Annotated in this window: 10 protein-coding genes; 2 read left to right on the top strand and 8 right to left on the bottom strand. The window is 52.9% G+C overall.

Annotated features, from left to right (window positions below; genetic code table 11):
• Positions 1–137: 137 nt before the first annotated feature.
• From J1C60_RS14710 to polB, 4 genes are all read right to left on the bottom strand, one after another.
• The gene (locus J1C60_RS14710; protein ID WP_128179570.1) at positions 138–2,114 is read right to left on the bottom strand and encodes an autotransporter outer membrane beta-barrel domain-containing protein; all 1,977 of its coding nucleotides are present in this window, start codon (positions 2,112–2,114) and stop codon (positions 138–140) included.
• 396 nt (positions 2,115–2,510) lie between these two features.
• Positions 2,511–3,170, bottom strand: coding sequence for a bifunctional tRNA pseudouridine(32) synthase/23S rRNA pseudouridine(746) synthase RluA (gene rluA / locus J1C60_RS14705; RefSeq protein WP_128179597.1), 660 nt, complete (start codon positions 3,168–3,170; stop codon positions 2,511–2,513).
• A gap of 37 nt (positions 3,171–3,207) precedes the next feature.
• Entirely contained in the window at positions 3,208–6,114 is a 2,907-nt protein-coding gene (gene rapA / locus J1C60_RS14700) for an RNA polymerase-associated protein RapA (protein ID WP_128179569.1), read from the bottom strand.
• Between the two features lie 256 nt (positions 6,115–6,370).
• Positions 6,371–8,728: a DNA polymerase II gene (polB, locus tag J1C60_RS14695; RefSeq protein ID WP_128179568.1), complete on the bottom strand. Its 2,358-nt coding sequence runs from the start codon at positions 8,726–8,728 to the stop codon at positions 6,371–6,373.
• Between the two features lie 194 nt (positions 8,729–8,922).
• Between polB and J1C60_RS14690 the strand changes: the two genes are divergently transcribed.
• On the top strand, positions 8,923–9,690 hold the full coding sequence (locus tag J1C60_RS14690; RefSeq protein WP_128179567.1) for a DedA family protein: 768 nt from the start codon (positions 8,923–8,925) through the stop codon (positions 9,688–9,690).
• 27 nt (positions 9,691–9,717) lie between these two features.
• Here the strand turns inward: J1C60_RS14690 and thiQ are convergent, their stop codons facing one another.
• The 4 genes from thiQ to sgrR all read right to left on the bottom strand — a co-directional run bounded on the left by thiQ (position 9,718) and on the right by sgrR (position 14,991).
• Positions 9,718–10,419, bottom strand: coding sequence for a thiamine ABC transporter ATP-binding protein ThiQ (gene thiQ / locus J1C60_RS14685; protein ID WP_128179566.1), 702 nt, complete (start codon positions 10,417–10,419; stop codon positions 9,718–9,720).
• Positions 10,403–12,013, bottom strand: coding sequence for a thiamine/thiamine pyrophosphate ABC transporter permease ThiP (thiP, locus tag J1C60_RS14680; protein ID WP_128179565.1), 1,611 nt, complete (start codon positions 12,011–12,013; stop codon positions 10,403–10,405). The genes thiQ and thiP overlap by 17 nt, the downstream gene beginning before the upstream one ends.
• Positions 11,989–12,975, bottom strand: coding sequence for a thiamine ABC transporter substrate binding subunit (thiB, locus tag J1C60_RS14675; protein ID WP_128179564.1), 987 nt, complete (start codon positions 12,973–12,975; stop codon positions 11,989–11,991). Before thiB ends, thiP begins: the two co-directional genes overlap by 25 nt.
• 354 nt (positions 12,976–13,329) lie before the next feature.
• Positions 13,330–14,991, bottom strand: coding sequence for an HTH-type transcriptional regulator SgrR (gene sgrR / locus J1C60_RS14670; RefSeq protein ID WP_128179563.1), 1,662 nt, complete (start codon positions 14,989–14,991; stop codon positions 13,330–13,332).
• A gap of 301 nt (positions 14,992–15,292) precedes the next feature.
• On the opposite strand from sgrR, the gene J1C60_RS14665 reads away from it, so the two are divergent.
• Positions 15,293–16,471 carry an MFS transporter gene (locus J1C60_RS14665; RefSeq protein WP_128179562.1) on the top strand — a complete coding sequence of 393 codons (1,179 nt, stop codon included), beginning with the start codon at positions 15,293–15,295 and terminating at the stop codon, positions 16,469–16,471.
• Positions 16,472–16,692 lie beyond the last annotated feature (221 nt).

Here is a 16,692-nt window from a genome sequence, read left to right as displayed (position 1 = left end):
CCAATGTCGGGACCACCAGACGTTATCGCGCAGGTAGTGGTTCCGCCGAGGGGGTAAATGGGGGGCGGAGTAGGGAAAGTCCGAAGGTTATCCCCTGCGTAAAGTTTGCAGGGGATAACGATTGCCTGGGTGAAAAATCAGAACTTCGCGCTAATACCGACGTTATAGTTAGTCTGGTTGCCGTTGCTCAGGCCGCCAGTTTGCGATACGGCGGCGAAGGTAGACACGGAATCAGAAATCGGCAGGCTGGCACCCACGGCGAAATCGACCCAGTTAGTATCCTGAGTTTCACCCTCGCGGCTGAAGGTCAGAGGTGTTGATTTTAAGCCACCATTGGCACTGTACCTGTCATCACCAAACTGATGGCGATAATTGACCTGCGCCCATGGGGTAACGCTGCCGACGTGAGCATCGACTCGCCAGCCCACGCTTCCTACTTGTGAGTGGGCTGTTTGATCGCCGAAACGCATCGCGGTAATGCCTGTCCCTTTTTCGCTATAGCCATCAACCTGGCTGTAATCCAGGGCATATTGCAACATAGGACCGGTGGTGAGCCATTGAGTCACCGCGAAATCATAACCGGCGGTCAACCGCCCGCCCAACAATGCGCCATTGGTGTCACCCTTTTCGGTCCGGACTTGTTTTCCGAGCGTGATGGTGCGCTGGATATCGGAGAAGTCCGCCGTCAGATAGTGGAAATCGCCATCAAGCCATGCCTGGCCAACACGCAGCTGACTGAACAGCATTGCCTGGAATCCGCTGGTGTTATAACGATAATTGCTGTCCGGACGCTGTTTATCCAGCGAGCCAGCGATAAGTCCACCTACCAGCAGATTATCGGTTAACTGATAATCGACACCGACCGACAGGTTATTGTTGTTTTCGTGCCCGCCACCGGATTCGCTACGACTACTAACGTGCTGATATCCACCGCTGTAGCCACCGAAAACGCCCACTGTCCCTACTGGGTTATCGATTTGACGCAGTTGTTGGTAACGGCTATCCAGCGTTGAACGCGTGCCGCGAACCATCGACTGTATACCCTGGTTCAGATGGGTTACCTGCACCGGTGCGCTGATGATTGACTCAATATACTGTGCGATAATCGCGTGGACTATGGGTCCGGGATGGAAATGGTCGGAGAAAAGATAGTCCCCTGCATGGTTGAATCCCGGTGTGGATGTTGAGCACTCAGACGCGGGTACACCAGGAGGGCAAGCCATACCTGCGGTGTTGGTCAAGCCAAAGGCATAGGGATTTGCCTGCAGTTCGTGGAAAAGACCATTAATGTCCGCCACGGCGATGTTACCACCGTGCTGCGCAAGCGTATGGCTTTGCACGGCATTGTAGTAGTCGGTCAGCGAGGAAATTTGCTTCACCGTCGCATCATAAGCGGCGATTAATTTGGCCGCGATAGCCTGCTGGGTTTGCGGATCGTTGCTGAGAGAGGAGGCTGCAGCCAGAAGCGCACGATGTATAGCCTGCTGACGGCTAGCAAGATCCGGGGTCTGCGCGGCGTTCAGAGATGCATAAGCCGCTTTGATTGCGGATGTTGCTGCCGCTCCCAGCCCTGCAGTAAGTACTGACTCCATCACAAAAGGGGTCGCGCTGATATCTGGTGCATTTGGTGCAACAACCAGCCCTGCGCCGGCATCCAGCAGCATACCGATCTGTGCGCCCGCACTGGCTGCGCTGTTAGCAACAATCGCTTGGGCCTTGGTCGGTTGGCTCGCGGCCGCGGCCAGATCGTTACCGCCGATCCAATGGATATAAAGGCCTTTGCTATCGGCTCTGCCGCCGTTCCTGCGGAGATATTCCTTCACCTGATCCTGCGTATTATCGGCAGGATTGAGTGTTGGCTCTGCTGTCGCATTACCTGCAGAATAATTGTTGCCGCCTGTACGGGAAGGGCTCAGGTGCAGTCCGAAATGTTCCGCAAGATGTTCGTCATAAAGTTTGTTCTGATTGCTATTCCAGATCCAGTGTCCGTTATTACCCGTATCGCTGAGGCTATCACCAAATACGGCCAGTGAATCGAATGCAAATGCCGGTGAACCGATCCCTGCTAATACTGCAAGAGCGCTTAGTTTAAATAATGTCTGTCCGCATGCCATAAATGTCTTCCTGTTATATACCCACCCTACGCAGGACGCATCAATCCAGACCGCCTTAACTGACCCGTACTGCTTGACTCTTTTAACGGCCCATCGCGATGTTATGAGCCTGAGGTTTGCTGTACGGGCCCGCGCTTGCAGCCTTGATACAACCCGGGAGATTTAGGGCATAGTGATTTGTTATTTTTTTTTAAACATTAGGTTTTAAAAGGCTTTAAGCCTTATCCGCTGTATTCAAAACGGCGGCCCAAGGAAGATACGCATATTTATCGAGGAGGTCCATATCGCTCGGCGTGAAATACAACAGGTCATATCTGTTATAAAAAAAGAAAGGGAGCATCGGCGCGTGACCTTATTATTTTCAGGTGTATTGCCGATGCTTTTGGCTGACTAAATTCAGAAGTCAGCAGGTTGCCGAAACGTCATTGCCGTGCCGTACTTCGGATGCGTGATGGTCAGACTTTCTGCGTGGAGTTGCAGTCGTGTTGCCCGGGATCGTGCTTCAGCGTGCGCATAAAAGTTATCGCCAAGAATAGGATGCCCCAGTGCCAACATATGCACGCGTAGCTGATGTGAGCGCCCGGTAATCGGTTTTAGCTGGACTCGCGCGCTGTTATCTTCCGCGTACTCCAGCACCTGATAGTCGGTTTGTGCATTTTTTCCGGTTTCAAAACAGACTTTCTGCCTGGGCCGGTTCGGCCAGTCGCAAATCAGCGGGAGATCAACCACGCCTTTTTCTGGCTGTGGATGTCCCCATACGCGTGCGACATAGCTTTTCTGTGGCTCACGCTCACGGAACTGGCGCTTGAGTTCACGTTCCGCCGCTTTAGTGAGGGCCACGACGAGAATGCCGCTGGTAGCCATATCCAGTCGATGCACCGATTCTGCAGCGGGAAAATCGCGCTGAATCCGCGTCATCACGCTGTCTTTGTGCTCCTCAAGACGGCCCGGGACGGACAATAACCCGCTGGGTTTATTGACCACCATAATATGCTCATCCTGGTAAAGAACGTGCAGCCAGGGTTCCAGGGGCGGATTATAAGGTTCCATTGTCATCATCCGTAGGGGCGAGTGACTCGCCCCATATTGAAAGTTACTGATGAGTGACCACAATCAAACGTAGTGCATCAAGTCGCCAGCCTGCATCGTTCAGACTGGCCAGCACCTGTTCACGATTGCTTTCAAGCGCGTCAATTTCATCCTGACGAATATTCGGATTCACGGCTTTTAGCGCTTCCAGTCGCGAGAGTTCGGCACTCAGTTTTTCATCCGCGTCCTGGCGAGCCTTATCAATCAACAAGCGTGCTTCTGTAGCGGCCTGGTCTTCCGAAAGCTTCAGGATCGCATGTACGTCCTGTTGCACCGCATTAACCAACTTGCTGCCGTTGTGTCGATTTACCGCATTGAGCTGGCGGTTAAAACTCTCAAATTCCACTTTCCCTGCCAAATTGGTCCCTTTGCTGTCAACCAGCATACGGATGGGCGTTGGCGGAAGGAAACGCGTCAGCTGCAAGTGTTTTGGTGCCTGTGCTTCTACCACATAGATCAGTTCCAGTAGCAGTGTCCCAACCGGTAAGGCTTTATTCTTCAGAAGAGACAGGGCACAGCTGCCGGTGTCGCCGGAGAGGATCAGATCCAAGCCGTTACGAATGATCGGATGCTCCCAGGTAACATACTGCGCATCTTCTCGCGCAAGTGCTTGTGCACGATCGAATGTGATGGTGCAGCCATCTTCCGGTAGGCCAGGGAAATCGGGAACCAACATATGATCCGACGGCGTCAGTACGATCATATTATCGCTGCGATCTTCCTGATTAATGCCGACAATGTCGAACAGGTTCAGCGCAAAATTAACCAGCTCGATGTCATTATCCTGCTCGCCGATGCGTTCTGCCAGCGCCAACGCGTGCTCGCCACCGTTGGAGTTAAGCTCCAACAGGCGATCGCGTCCTTGTTCCAGCTGCGCCTTGATATCGTCATGTTGCTGACGACAGTCGGCAATAAACGCGTCCAGACCCTGAGGATTTTCAGGCGCGGCCAGAAAGTCAATCAGTGGTTGATAAACCCGATCGTAAATCGCTCGGCCGGTAGGGCAGGTGTGTTCGAAGGCATCAAGCCCTTCGTGGTACCAGCGGACGAGCACGGACTGCGCGGTTTTCTCCAGGTAGGGCACCATAATCTGAATTTCATGCGCCTGACCAATACGATCCAGGCGACCGATTCGCTGCTCCAGCAGGTCCGGATTGAACGGCAGATCGAACATGACCATACGGCTGGCGAACTGGAAGTTGCGTCCTTCAGAACCGATTTCTGAGCACAGCAGCACCTGAGCTCCCCCCTCTTCGGTAGCAAAGTAGGCTGCCGCACGGTCACGCTCAATAATTGATAAACCTTCATGGAATACGGCGGCACGAATACCTTCACGCTCGCGCAGGACCTGTTCCAGCTGCAGTGCGGTTTCAGCTTTGGCGCAGATCACCAGCACTTTTTCATCACGGTTGCTGGTTAGATAGCCCATCAACCATTCAACGCGAGGATCAAAATTCCACCAGGTGCCGCTGTCGCCTTCGAATTCCTGATAAATTTGCTCCGGATAGAGCATGTCACGAGCGCGCTCATCTGCTGATTTTCGTGCCCCCATAATGCCGGAGACTTTAATCGCGGTCTGATATTGTGTTGGCAACGGCAGGCGGATTTGATGCAGCTCGCGCTTAGGGAAGCCCTTAACGCCGTTACGCGTATTGCGGAACAGTACACGGCTGGTGCCGTGGCGATCCATCAGAGTGCTTATCAGTTCCTGGCGCGCGGCCTGCTTGCCTTCATGATTACTGTTCGCGACCTGCAACAAGGGCTCGATATCCTGCTCACCAACCAGGTCGTTAAGCAGGTTCATCTCTTCACTTGAAATCTGCTTATCTGCCAGCAGCATCGCGACAGCATCGGCGACCGGACGATAATTTTGTTGCTCTTCCACAAATTGTGCGAAGTCGTGGAAGCGATCGGGATCGAGCAGGCGCAGGCGGGCAAAGTGGCTCTCCATACCGAGCTGCTCCGGCGTTGCGGTCAGCAGCAACACGCCGGGAATATTTTCAACAAGTTGTTCAATGACCTGATATTCGCGACTGGGTTCACCTTCGCTCCACGCCAGGTGATGCGCCTCATCAACCACCAGCAGATCCCAGTCAGCATCGGCCATCTTTTCCAGACGCTGTTTATTGCGGCGCACGAAATCCAGCGAGCAAATGACTAACTGTTCGGTATCGAACGGATTATCGCTGTCGTGTTGTGCTTCGGCATAGCGATCGTCATCAAACAGCGCGAAACGCAAATTAAAGCGGCGAAGCATCTCGACCAGCCACTGATGCTGCAGGGTTTCAGGTACCACGATCAATACACGATCGGCCCGGCCCGCTAGCAGTTGCTGATGAATGATCATCCCCGCTTCAATGGTTTTACCTAAACCGACTTCATCAGCCAGCAGTACGCGTGGTGCGTGACGTCGACCGACATCGTGGGCGATATGCAATTGGTGGGGAATCAGGTTAGTGCGCATGCCACGCAGACCGCTTATGGCCAGACGATATTGCTCACTATGATATTTACGTGCGCGAAAGCGCAGTGCAAAGCGATCCATGCGATCGAGCTGCCCGGCAAACAGGCGGTCCTGAGGCTTACTGAACACCAGTTTACTGTCCAGCATTACCTCGCGTAGCGTTACGCTGCTCTCTTCTGTATCGAGGCGTTTGCCGAGATAGGTCATCAGACCGTTTTCATCGATCGCTTCTTCAACCTCCATTTTCCAACCTTCATGGCTGGTGATGGTATCGCCCGGGTTAAATATTACGCGAGTAATAGGAGAATCATTTCGGGCATAGAGACGGTTTTCACCGGTAGCAGGAAAAAGTACCGTCACCATACGTGCATCGACTGCAACAATAGTTCCCAATCCCAGTTCGCTTTCCGTATCGCTTATCCAGCGTTGACCAAGTGTAAAAGGCATAGATAGTTGGCTCGATTCTCTTAATATCCTTTGCACTGATACCGTCGCGGTGAGGAAAGTGCCGAATCAACGATGCTCATCGCTATTCTTGCACTCTCTTTGTGCGCGTCAGCCCAGTACGTAGGCTATATATATGTTTGGAAGAACTCGCCCTCAGGCAATAGCATTGCGGCCAGGCAGGCTGGCTGGCAAGAGGTTCAGTGGTGGAGTTCAGGAAGAGCGTTATGGTACTGGAAGGTAACGCTTTCGTCACCTGTCAAAACAGCCCCAACTGACCTGTTATTAATGTAGCAAAGTCATCCTGCATAAAGGGCAGTATGCCATCGGCTACTGGCTGGAGCTGTCGAATCAAATAATGATCATAGTCCAGTGGTGTACTCCGTGCTTCCAGCGGTTCGGGGCCGGAAGTCGCCATCACATAGCGTATTGTTCCCCGATTTTGGTACTGCAGAGGGCGGCCCAGCTTTTTGTTTTGCTCGTCAGCCAGGCGCGCCGCCCGTACGTGGGGGGGAACATTGCGCTCATACTCTTTCAGGGGGCGCCGCAGCCGCTTCTTGTAGACTAAGCGATCGTCCAGTTCCCCCTCAAGTAACTGGCGTACCGTTTCGCGGATGAACGCCTGATAGGGCTGCTGTTTAAAGATACGCCAGTAGAGTGCCTGTTGAAACTCCTGAGCCAGCGGGGTCCAGTCGGTACGTACGGTTTCAAGGCCTTTAAATACCATACGTTCATTGCCTGCCTCACGAATCAATCCCGCGTAGCGTTTTTTACTGCCCTGTTCCGCACCGCGAATGGTGGGCATCAGAAAGCGGCAAAAATGGGTTTCAAATTCCAGCTCGAGCGCACTTTCCAGACCAAATTGTTGCAGATGTTCACGCCACCAGTGATTAACCTGCCTCACTAAATGCTGACCGATTTCCGCAGCGTGTTCTTCATCGTGTGCCGACTTGAGCCAAACGAAAGTGGAATCCGTATCGCCATAAATGACATCATAACCTTCTGCTTCAATGAGTTGCCTGGTCTGTTGCATAATTTCATGCCCGCGCAGAGTAATGGATGACGCGAGGCGAGGATCGAAAAAGCGACAGGCGCTGGTGCCCAGTACGCCATAAAACGCGTTCATAATAATTTTCAGTGCCTGGGAGAGGGGTTTGTTGCCCTGTTTTTTTGCCAGCTCCCGTCCTTGCCAAATTTGGTTAACAATTTCCGGCAGGCAGTGTTGAGTCCGGGAAAAGCGGGCGCCACGAAAACCCGCTATCGAATTGTTATCCTGCGGATGCGCCAGGCCTTCAATCAGCCCCACGGGGTCGATTAAAAAGGTACGAATAATCGAGGGGTAGAGGCTTTTATAATCCAGCACCAGTACTGAATCATACAGACCCGGCCGGGAGTCCATAACATAACCACCGGGGCTGGCTTGCGGTGCAACGTCACCGAGGTTGGGAGCGACAAAGCCAGCTCGGTGCATGCGCGGAAGATAAAGATGGCTGAATGCGGCGACCGAACCGCCGTGACGATCGACCGGCAGGCCATTGACCGTTGCACGTTCCAGCAAAAAGGGCATCAGTTGAGTGTGTTGGAAAATACGCGTGACCAGCTCGCAGTCTTTGAGGTTATAACGTGCCAGTGCCGGTTTATCATGGGCAAAGCGCTGATTGATCTCTTCCATGCGTTGCCACGGATTCTCACTGTCTTTGCCTTCGCCCAGCAGCGCACGTGAAACGGCTTCAAGGCTAAAGGAAGAGAAGTTCCAGAATGCCGATTTCAGTGCATCAATACCATCAATCACCAGACGTCCTGCCATCTGGGCAAAAAATACGCCAGGTTTAAACCCGTGCTCCCGCCACTCCATCGGCTCCCCGTCCCGGCCTAAACGGAGGGGAACACCATAGCGTTCAGCATGGTTTTGCAGAACCCGCAGATCAAACTGCACCACATTCCAGCCAATGATTACATCGGGGTCGTGCTGTTGAAACCAGTTATTCAGCTTTTCCAGCAGCTGTGGGCGGCTGGCAACATACTCCAGTGTAAAATCGAGCTGGCTGGCATCACCATTTTCCGGGCCCAGCATATAAACCTGGCGCTGACCACACCCTTCCAACCCAATGCAGTAGAGTTCACCGTGCTGCGTGGTTTCAATATCCAGTGAGACCCATTTTAAGGGGGGCCGATAGTCCGGATTAGGCTTGAGGCGAGCGTTGATCAGGCTATTGCCGTTAGGTTCGCCGTCGAACCACACCGGTGCGGTAATAAAGCGCTCCATCAAGAAGCGATCGGGGGGGCGAATATCGGCCTCGTAAACGGGGATGCCGTTATCTTGCAGTATTTTTTCCAGCCGCTGTAACTGGCGATATTGGCGGCAGTACAATCCGGTAACGGGACGCTGGCGAAAATCTTTTAGCGTGAGAGGCGTCAAGCGATAGTGACGTTCATTTTCCAGAAGTCGCTGTGCCATGTGCTGGTATTCCGCGGGAAAAAACGCGACGGACTCCTGAAACGGTAGCACCAGCCGCAGGGGGCCCTGATCCGTTGCCAGCCATAGCACCACTTCTGTCCCGCCGGGAGTATCCCGCCAGTGACGGGTCAGCAAAAAGCCTGCGCCTGAGTTATTCACGTATCAACCTTCGTTTTTTAGCTGACATAATAATAACATGTTTATTTATACAGTTCCTTTCTGTTGTTTTTTTGGAAGAAGGATTGAAAAAGTAAAAACTGCGTTAATCAACCTTCCAACAGATGAAACAGCGCTTGACGCTCCAGCAGCAGGTCAGGACAATCCCCTCTTTCCGATTACCTGGATAGAATATTATGGAAGCCTGGCTGGAACATTTGATAACGCAGTCGCTGGCCTGGTCGCTGGTCGCAGTCATGATGGTGGCTTTCCTTGAGTCGCTGGCACTGGTGGGATTATTGCTGCCGGGCACGGTGCTTATGGCTACCCTTGGTGCGCTGATTGGCAGCGGGAAGATGGGGCTTTATCCGGCCTGGGGAGCAGGTATTATCGGCTGTTTTTTAGGCGACTGGATATCTTATTATATTGGCTGGCAGTTTAAAGGACCGCTCCACCGCTGGTCTTTCCTGAAAAAACATCAAGCGATGCTGGACAAAACGGAGCATGCGCTGCATCAGCACAGCATGTTTACCATCCTGGTCGGACGATTTATTGGGCCAACGCGGCCATTAATTCCGATGGTTGCCGGTATGCTTGAACTGCCGGTAAGAAAGTTTATTCCACCGAATATCATTGGCTGCCTGCTGTGGCCACCGCTCTATTTCTTGCCCGGGATTTTAGCCGGTGTAGCGATAGATGTGCCTAAAGATGCGCAAAGCGGCTTGTTTAAATGGTTATTGTTGGCGGTGGCGTTGCTGGTTTGGTCAGGCGTCTGGCTTTGCTGGCGCTGGTGGCGCGCAGGTAAGCAGAGCGACTGGGCGACACCATATTTGCCCGGTGAGCGGCTACGTTGGCTGGCGCCGCTAGGCTTTATCCTTGCTGCCGCCAGCTTCATTGCGATTCAGTTTCATCCGATGATGCCGCTATTTCGCCATTTACTGTGGCAGGTATTTGTTGGCCGCTAAGCCGGTCTGACGGGGCGTGAGCCCCGCTTAGATTACGTTAATTCCAAGGATTTCCGCTTCTCTTACCTTACCGGCCATTAACAGATCGGTGGGGCCGTCCCAGTAAATGCGTCCGTCAACCACCAGTACGCTACGTTCGGCGATCTGCTGTGCGTCCTCAATGCTGTGGGAAACCATCAGCAAGGTGATTTGGCGTTCACGGCAGACGTCATTCACCAATGCCAGCATTTCTTTACGTAGCGCCGGATCAAGGGCCGAGAAAGGTTCATCCAGTAGCAAGATAGGTTGCTGACGTATCAGACAGCGGGCTAATGCTGCGCGTTGGCGTTGCCCCCCCGACAGCTCTGCGGGCAGCCGTTGCAGATGCTCATTCAACCCAACCCGGCGGGCGATATCGGTAATAGTGTGTTGCTGTACATGGCTCAGTTTCAGGCCCGGATTGACGCCGAGCCCGATATTTTGCGCCACCGTGAGATGCGGAAACAGATTATGCTCCTGAAACAGCATCGAGACAGGGCGCTTTGCCGGTGGGCTTTGCGTATGGTCGTGGTCATTGAGCCACATACTACCGCTGTTAGCCTCCAGAAAACCGGCAATCAGACTCAGTAGTGTACTTTTCCCGGCTCCGCTGGGCCCCAGGATCGCAACTCGTTCTCCTGCCTGCACTTCCAGTGAGAAACGCATTGGTAAGTGTTGATATAACCAGGTGACATTATTCAGTTTTAGCATGGCGTCCCGGTATTTTCTCAATAAGCGTAAACAGTAAAAAACAGAGGGTCAGCAGCAGCAATGCGGTGACTGCTCCCTGCTGGCTACGGTAAGAGCCAATTTGTTGATACAGGTAATAGGGCAATGTACGGAAATTGTCATTACCAAACAGCGCAACCACGCCGAAATCACCGATCGACAGGACACAGGCAAAGGCTAACGCTTGTGCCAGAGGACGTTTGAGCGCTTTAAATTCAATGAGTTTTAGACGATTCCAGCCATGAATATCCAGTGAAATACACAGTCGGTTATAGCGCTCCGCAATATCCCGCATCGGGTTTTCCAGCACCTTCATCGCATAGGGAATGGCCATCAACGCGTTGGTAAAAACCACAAGACCATCAGCGGAGCTGGGCAGGCCAATCGTGTTGTTAAGTAACAGGAAAAAGCCTGTTGCCAGCACAATACCGGGCATCGCCAGGATCAGCATCCCGCTCAGCTCAATGGCTTGACCGGCGAGTGCGTGCTGCCGCAGACGCAGTTCACGACTGCTCCAGAGCAACATTACTGTGAGCGTGACGCACAGCACGCCTGCGCCTGCGGCGATGCGCAGAGAGGTGGCGGTTGCTTGCCACAGTGCAGGCTGGATTAATACGCGGCTCATCCCCTGATGAAGACCGTCAATCATAACGGCCAGTAGCGGCGGTAGCAGTAACAGTAACGCCAGCAGAATTAGCAAAAAATCGAGACATCGCGCCTGCAGACTGTCTTCCTGATTGCGCCAACGGGTTAACGTAGCAGTTCCGACGGGAATGGCTTTACTTAAACGCTGGCTTAGCATTACCAGCCCAAGGCAACAAAGCATCTGAATCAATGCTAACAGGGCGGCGCGGCCAGGATCGTAATCAAAGCTGAGTGCCTGAAAGATAGCCAGTTCAATCGTGGTGGCTTTCGGCCCGCCGCCGAGCGACAGCACCGTGGCAAAACTGGCGAAGCAGAGCATAAAAATCAACGCGGCCGCAGGCAGAATTTGGCGTCGGAGCCAGGGCCACTCTACCAGTCGGAAGTGGTGCCAACCACGAACCCCTAGCTGGGCGGCTAGCTGGCGTTGTTCTCCGGGTATCTGTTCCAGCGCCTGTAACAGTAAACGCGTTGCTAGCGGTAAATTGAAGAAAACATGCGCCAGCAGGATCCCCTGCAATCCATAGGGTGAAAAGCGGTATTCGATGCCGATAAACGCACATAGCTGCGCCAGCCAGCCCTCGCGTCCATAAACGGTCAAAATCCCGAATACCGCCACCAGCACCGGTAATACCAGCGTCATGGCGCACAGACGCAGTAATGCCCGGCGGCCGGTGAAGCGCCGACGGAAGAGTGCCCGTGCGAGAGGAACAGCAGGCACCACCGCCAGCAGCGCAGAAAGTAGCGCCTGCCAGAATGAGAAGGCCAGCACATGACGGAGATAATCGTCATGCCAGAGCCCGCGCCAGTCAGTAGCGGGTGCGTTTAGCCACAGTGCGAGAAAAGCCAGCAGTGCGACGGCAATCAGCAGCGCGGCGCTCAGGCTGCCGGGTAGTAGCCAGCCGGCAATTACTGGCTGACGGCGCGTTGCCATGTACTTATCCACTGCGCGCGTTTATTGGCAACCTCTTCAGGGCTAAATTCCAGTGCTGTTTTTGGGACACTGAGATGTTCAAAACCTTGCGGTAAATCGCTTTTTATCACTGGATACATCCAGTTACCGGTAGGGATTGTCTGCTGAAACGGCTTGCTCACAATAAATTGCATAAAACGCTGGGCCAGTTCAGGTTGTTTGCTGCTTGCCAACTGTGCGGCAACTTCCACCTGCAGGTAATGGCCCTCAGCAAAATCTGCGGCGGTATATTGGTCTTTTTTCTCTTCAATAATGTGATAGGCCGGAGAGGTGGTGTAACTCAGCACCAGATCGCCTTCGCCTTTCAGAAACAGGCCATAGGCTTCGCTCCAGCCTTTCGTGACGGTGACGGTTTTTTTCGCCAGTTTTTGCCACGCCTGTGGCGTATCGTCGCCATAGATTTTTTGCATCCACAGTAATAGGCCGAGTCCCGGGGTACTGGTGCGGGGATCTTCGTAAATCACCTTCCAGTTCTGTGGGCTTTCAACCAACTCTTTTAAGCTTCGGGGCGGGGTTTTCAGCTTGTTTTTATCATACACAAAAGCGAAATAGCCATAATCGTAGGGAACGAAGGTTTTATTGGTCCAGCCACCCGGCAGCGCAAGATTACGTGTATCGACCTGGCTTTCCGCAAACAGGCCGGTTTTTCCCGCTGCCTGCACAAGATTATTATCCAGGCCCAGCACGACGTCCGCTTTGCTGTTTTTTCCCTCCATCCGTAGTCTGTTCAGCAGTGATACGCCATCTTCCAGCGCGACGTATTTCAATTGACACTGACACTCGGCTTCGAACGATTTTTTAATCGCCGGACCCGGGCCCCAATCGGCAGAGAATGAATCATAGGTGTAAACGGTTAAGGTTGGCGCGGCGGCGAACACCGGCGAGGCCAGAAACCAGAGAAAGGGCAGGACTTTTTTTAACACTTTGCGCTCCTGAAGAGAGTCATAGTTGAGTCGCAAAGGATCTGAGTGGATTTCTCAAATCCCTACGCCGGTAGTGAGCCGGATCAGGTTCGACGGGTTTTATCTCAGCGGAAAACTTGCTGCGCAGGCGTTGATCCTGTGTCAGGCAGGACTCGCACTCCTCACATACTTTTGTATGCTGCGGGTGCTGCGTGCTGGCTGACTTCGGCTGAACACTTGCTCGCGGCGTTTTAAATTGGCTGCGCAGGCGTTGATCCTGTGTCAGGCAGTACTCGCGATCTTCACATTAACAAGGTTTTCCGCACCCCGTTGAGAACGCACCATTCTAGTGGCTTCCGCCCGGTAACGAAAGCGTCATGTCTCGGGGGGGGCAAACCAGGCGGATTTAAAATCAAACCAACCCAGCGTGTTCATTCGTACCCCACGCATGCTGCGTTGTCCCTCCAGCAGCAGCCAGTGGTGAAAAAGCGGATGCAGGCTGTAGCTGTTTACCAGTCGACGGCTCCAGTCTGCGAGTGATAGCGTCTGTTCACGCCAGCGTTGTGCATCCTGCTCCCAGGGAATATCGATGCAATGATGCAGAAGCGGTATTTCATACAGCAGAGCAAACAGCGAGAATTCAACCGGCCAACTGAAGTTTGCACTGCCAAGCCAGATATCGCTCTCGGCATCGCCCTGGTACCAGCATTCATAATCAACCTGCTGTGTGAGGAGTTTCACGCCATTTGTCGCCAGGATCGGCGCTAGCGCGTTGGCGATCTCCTGGTTTTCGATATGATCGCTGTACCAGGTTATTGTCAGACTCTCCAGCCCCGCAGGTTTTTCTACCGACGCCATATCACGGCGATGGTGCCAGCGTGGCAGTAATCCATAAGCCGGAAACCAATAGCGTTGATAGCCGGTACCGGAATGACTGAGCAGTGCAATTGGGTTAAAAACGCTGCATACCCAACGGCGAATTTCTTCCGTTCGCCCTTTTTCGGAACGTTGATCGAACAGCAAGAAATAACACCCCTCTTCAAGGCGGCTCTCCTCCGATTTTTCATCCTGGCGACTCCCCTGAAGTTTGACTCCTGAATAGACCAGCTCTTCAGAAATTTCAGGTAATACCCAAATAGCGACTTCATCAATTAACGCACGAAAACCAAAATAGTCGTCAAATGCCTGAATTTTTAACTGTGACTTCTGGTTCTGTACTACTGAATAGGGGCCGGTGCCGATGGGCTGACGCGCAAAGTTGGGTAATGTGGGCCATTCCTTAGGCAAAATCATGGCGCTAATACTTCCTAATAGCCATGGAAGCCAGCGATCGGGTTGGTTGAGATGGATATCCAACGTCCAGGGCGCTGGAGAGAGAAGACGATCGATATGGCTAAAAAGCGGTTGAGCAGTCAGGCGCCGTAATGAGGTGATAACATCTTCGGGTTCCAGCTCCCGCCCATGATGAAAATGAATCGCCGGACGGAGAAAAAAACGCCAATGGGTAGGTGTAATATTTTGCCAGTGGTGGGCAATATCGGGTTCGATTTCCCCATTTTCCTCATTTATACGCGTAAGGCTGCTGAAAATCTGACGAGCAATATGTGTTTCCGAGCGTCGAAGAGGGGACCCCGGCAGCAAATTGAGCAACGGACGATAGTAAAGGACGCGCAGAATGTGTTTACCCTGACGGAAACTACGTCCAAGATGTGAGGTAAGCATTTGACGTACTTGATTTTTATCACCAACCAGTTGAACCAGTTGTTCAATGCGATCCTGTTCCAGGAGTTCTTCCGCTCGCTGTTGTTGCAACGCCAGACCGGTATAGTGAAAACTGAGCGTTGAGCGTTTTCCCCGTCCCACCTCGGCCTGCCAGTGCAGCCAACCTTCTTTCTGCATGGCATTCAGCAGGTTACGCATATGACGCCGCGAGCAACTGAGTTGCACAGCTAAATCGCTTAACGTGGTCTCCTGTGGCTGACCGTTACAGCTTTGCCACAGGCGAATAAACTGCTGTTGCAAGCGAGGAGAAGACATAAAAGGGGAACTCCATGCTGAAAGTCATCAGTTTTTAATTCCCTATATTATGACCATAATGTTCCAAGATGAAAGGGCGGGAGGCATTCAATTTGAATGGCGCTCTGACATTGAGGTTTCCCACGTAACCGTAAGCAACGCTGCGGGTTATTTGCGAAATCAACTTCTGAGTATGGTGCTTTTCACCAGCCAGCGACCTCAACGTCTGCTGGCTTTTTTCTTTTCACTGTGGTTTCTTCTACGTTTCTTATTTGTCATTGACCTCCTTACCCCTGTTTATTGTCCAGTGAAGGATTACGGTATGAAATCGCTTCTCACGCGTCGTCACCTGATTAATCCGGTCTATATGGCATTTATGGCCGTCTCTTTTATGGTCGGCGTGGCGGGTGCGCTTCAGGCGCCCACGCTGAGCCTGTTTTTGACTCGGGAGGTCGAGGCGCGTCCACTTTGGGTGGGGGTTTTCTACACAATGAATGCGGTGGCGGGGATTGTGGTAAGTCTGTTACTCGCCAGGCGTTCGGATAATCGTGGCGATCGCCGCATGCTCATCCTGTTTTGCTGCCTGATGGCGCTGTTTAACGCGTTACTTTTTGCGTTTAACCGTCATTATTTGACGCTTATTACGCTGGGGGTACTGTTTTCGGCGTTGGCCAGTGTGGTGATGCCACAGATTTTTGCACTGGCGCGTGAATACGCGGATAGCTCTGCACGTGAGGTGGTCATGTTTAGTTCAATCATGCGCGCGCAGCTCTCGCTGGCGTGGGTGATTGGGCCGCCGCTGGCGTTTACATTGGCGCTCAATTATGGCTTTACCACCATGTTTATCGTGGCGGCAGTGCTGTTTGTTATCTGTCTGGCGTTAGTTTGGTTTGCCTTACCCTCAGTACCAAGAAAAACGCAATCACCAGACGTATTGCTCACGCAAATCAGCGCCTGGAGGGACAAGGACGTCCGTATGCTATTTATCGCGTCAATGACGATGTGGACCTGCAATACCATGTACATCATTGATATGCCACTGTATATCAGCAGCGTGTTGGGTCTGCCGGATCGGCTGGCTGGGCTCTTGATGGGGACTGCCGCCGGGCTGGAAATTCCGGCAATGCTGCTGGCAGGGCACTACGTCAAACGCGTGGGTAAACGCAAAATGATGCTGTTTGCCATCGGGGCAGGCGTGCTCTTCTATCTCGGGCTAGTGCTGTTTCATACCCGTACCATGCTGATGCTGATACAAATTTTCAATGCAATCTTTATCGGGATCATTGCAGGTATTGGCATGCTTTACTTTCAGGATCTGATGCCCGGCAGGCCCGGTGCCGCAACCACCTTGTTTACGAACAGTATTTCAACCGGGGTGATCATGGCAGGTGTGCTGCAAGGCACGTTAGCCGAAACATTTGGTCATCACGCAGTGTACTGGCTGGCATTACTGTTGGCGTTGGTTTCATTGGGGTTAACGTTGCGCGTACGGGATGTCTGAATTAGCCTGCGCCCTCATTGCCACAGCCGTGTTAGCGGCCTTCGCGCCCCCGAATCACTGACTGATGTCAGCTCATCGGGACGCGCTCAGTTGCTGCCTCGCTGTGACAGCGATGGCTTTGGCTAATTGCTGAGGTTCTCACTGCCACAGCCGTGTTAGCGGCCTTCGCGCCCCCGAATCACTGACTGATGTCAGCTCATCGGGACGCGCTCAGTTGCTGC

The organism is [Pantoea] beijingensis, from assembly GCF_022647505.1.
In the GTDB taxonomy this organism is placed as follows: Bacteria; Pseudomonadota; Gammaproteobacteria; order Enterobacterales; family Enterobacteriaceae; genus Erwinia; species Erwinia beijingensis.
This window is presented reverse-complemented; position numbering and strand designations above follow the sequence as displayed.

Coding starts and splice junctions, on each gene's coding strand:
- thiQ (WP_128179566.1), bottom strand. CDS start 10,419: ATGCTAAAACTGAATAATGTCACCTGGTTATATCAACACTTACCAATG.
- rapA (WP_128179569.1), bottom strand. CDS start 6,114: ATGCCTTTTACACTTGGTCAACGCTGGATAAGCGATACGGAAAGCGAA.
- J1C60_RS14665 (WP_128179562.1), top strand. CDS start 15,293: ATGAAATCGCTTCTCACGCGTCGTCACCTGATTAATCCGGTCTATATG.
- rluA (WP_128179597.1), bottom strand. CDS start 3,170: ATGACAATGGAACCTTATAATCCGCCCCTGGAACCCTGGCTGCACGTT.
- J1C60_RS14690 (WP_128179567.1), top strand. CDS start 8,923: ATGGAAGCCTGGCTGGAACATTTGATAACGCAGTCGCTGGCCTGGTCG.
- thiP (WP_128179565.1), bottom strand. CDS start 12,013: ATGGCAACGCGCCGTCAGCCAGTAATTGCCGGCTGGCTACTACCCGGC.
- sgrR (WP_128179563.1), bottom strand. CDS start 14,991: ATGTCTTCTCCTCGCTTGCAACAGCAGTTTATTCGCCTGTGGCAAAGC.
- J1C60_RS14710 (WP_128179570.1), bottom strand. CDS start 2,114: ATGGCATGCGGACAGACATTATTTAAACTAAGCGCTCTTGCAGTATTA.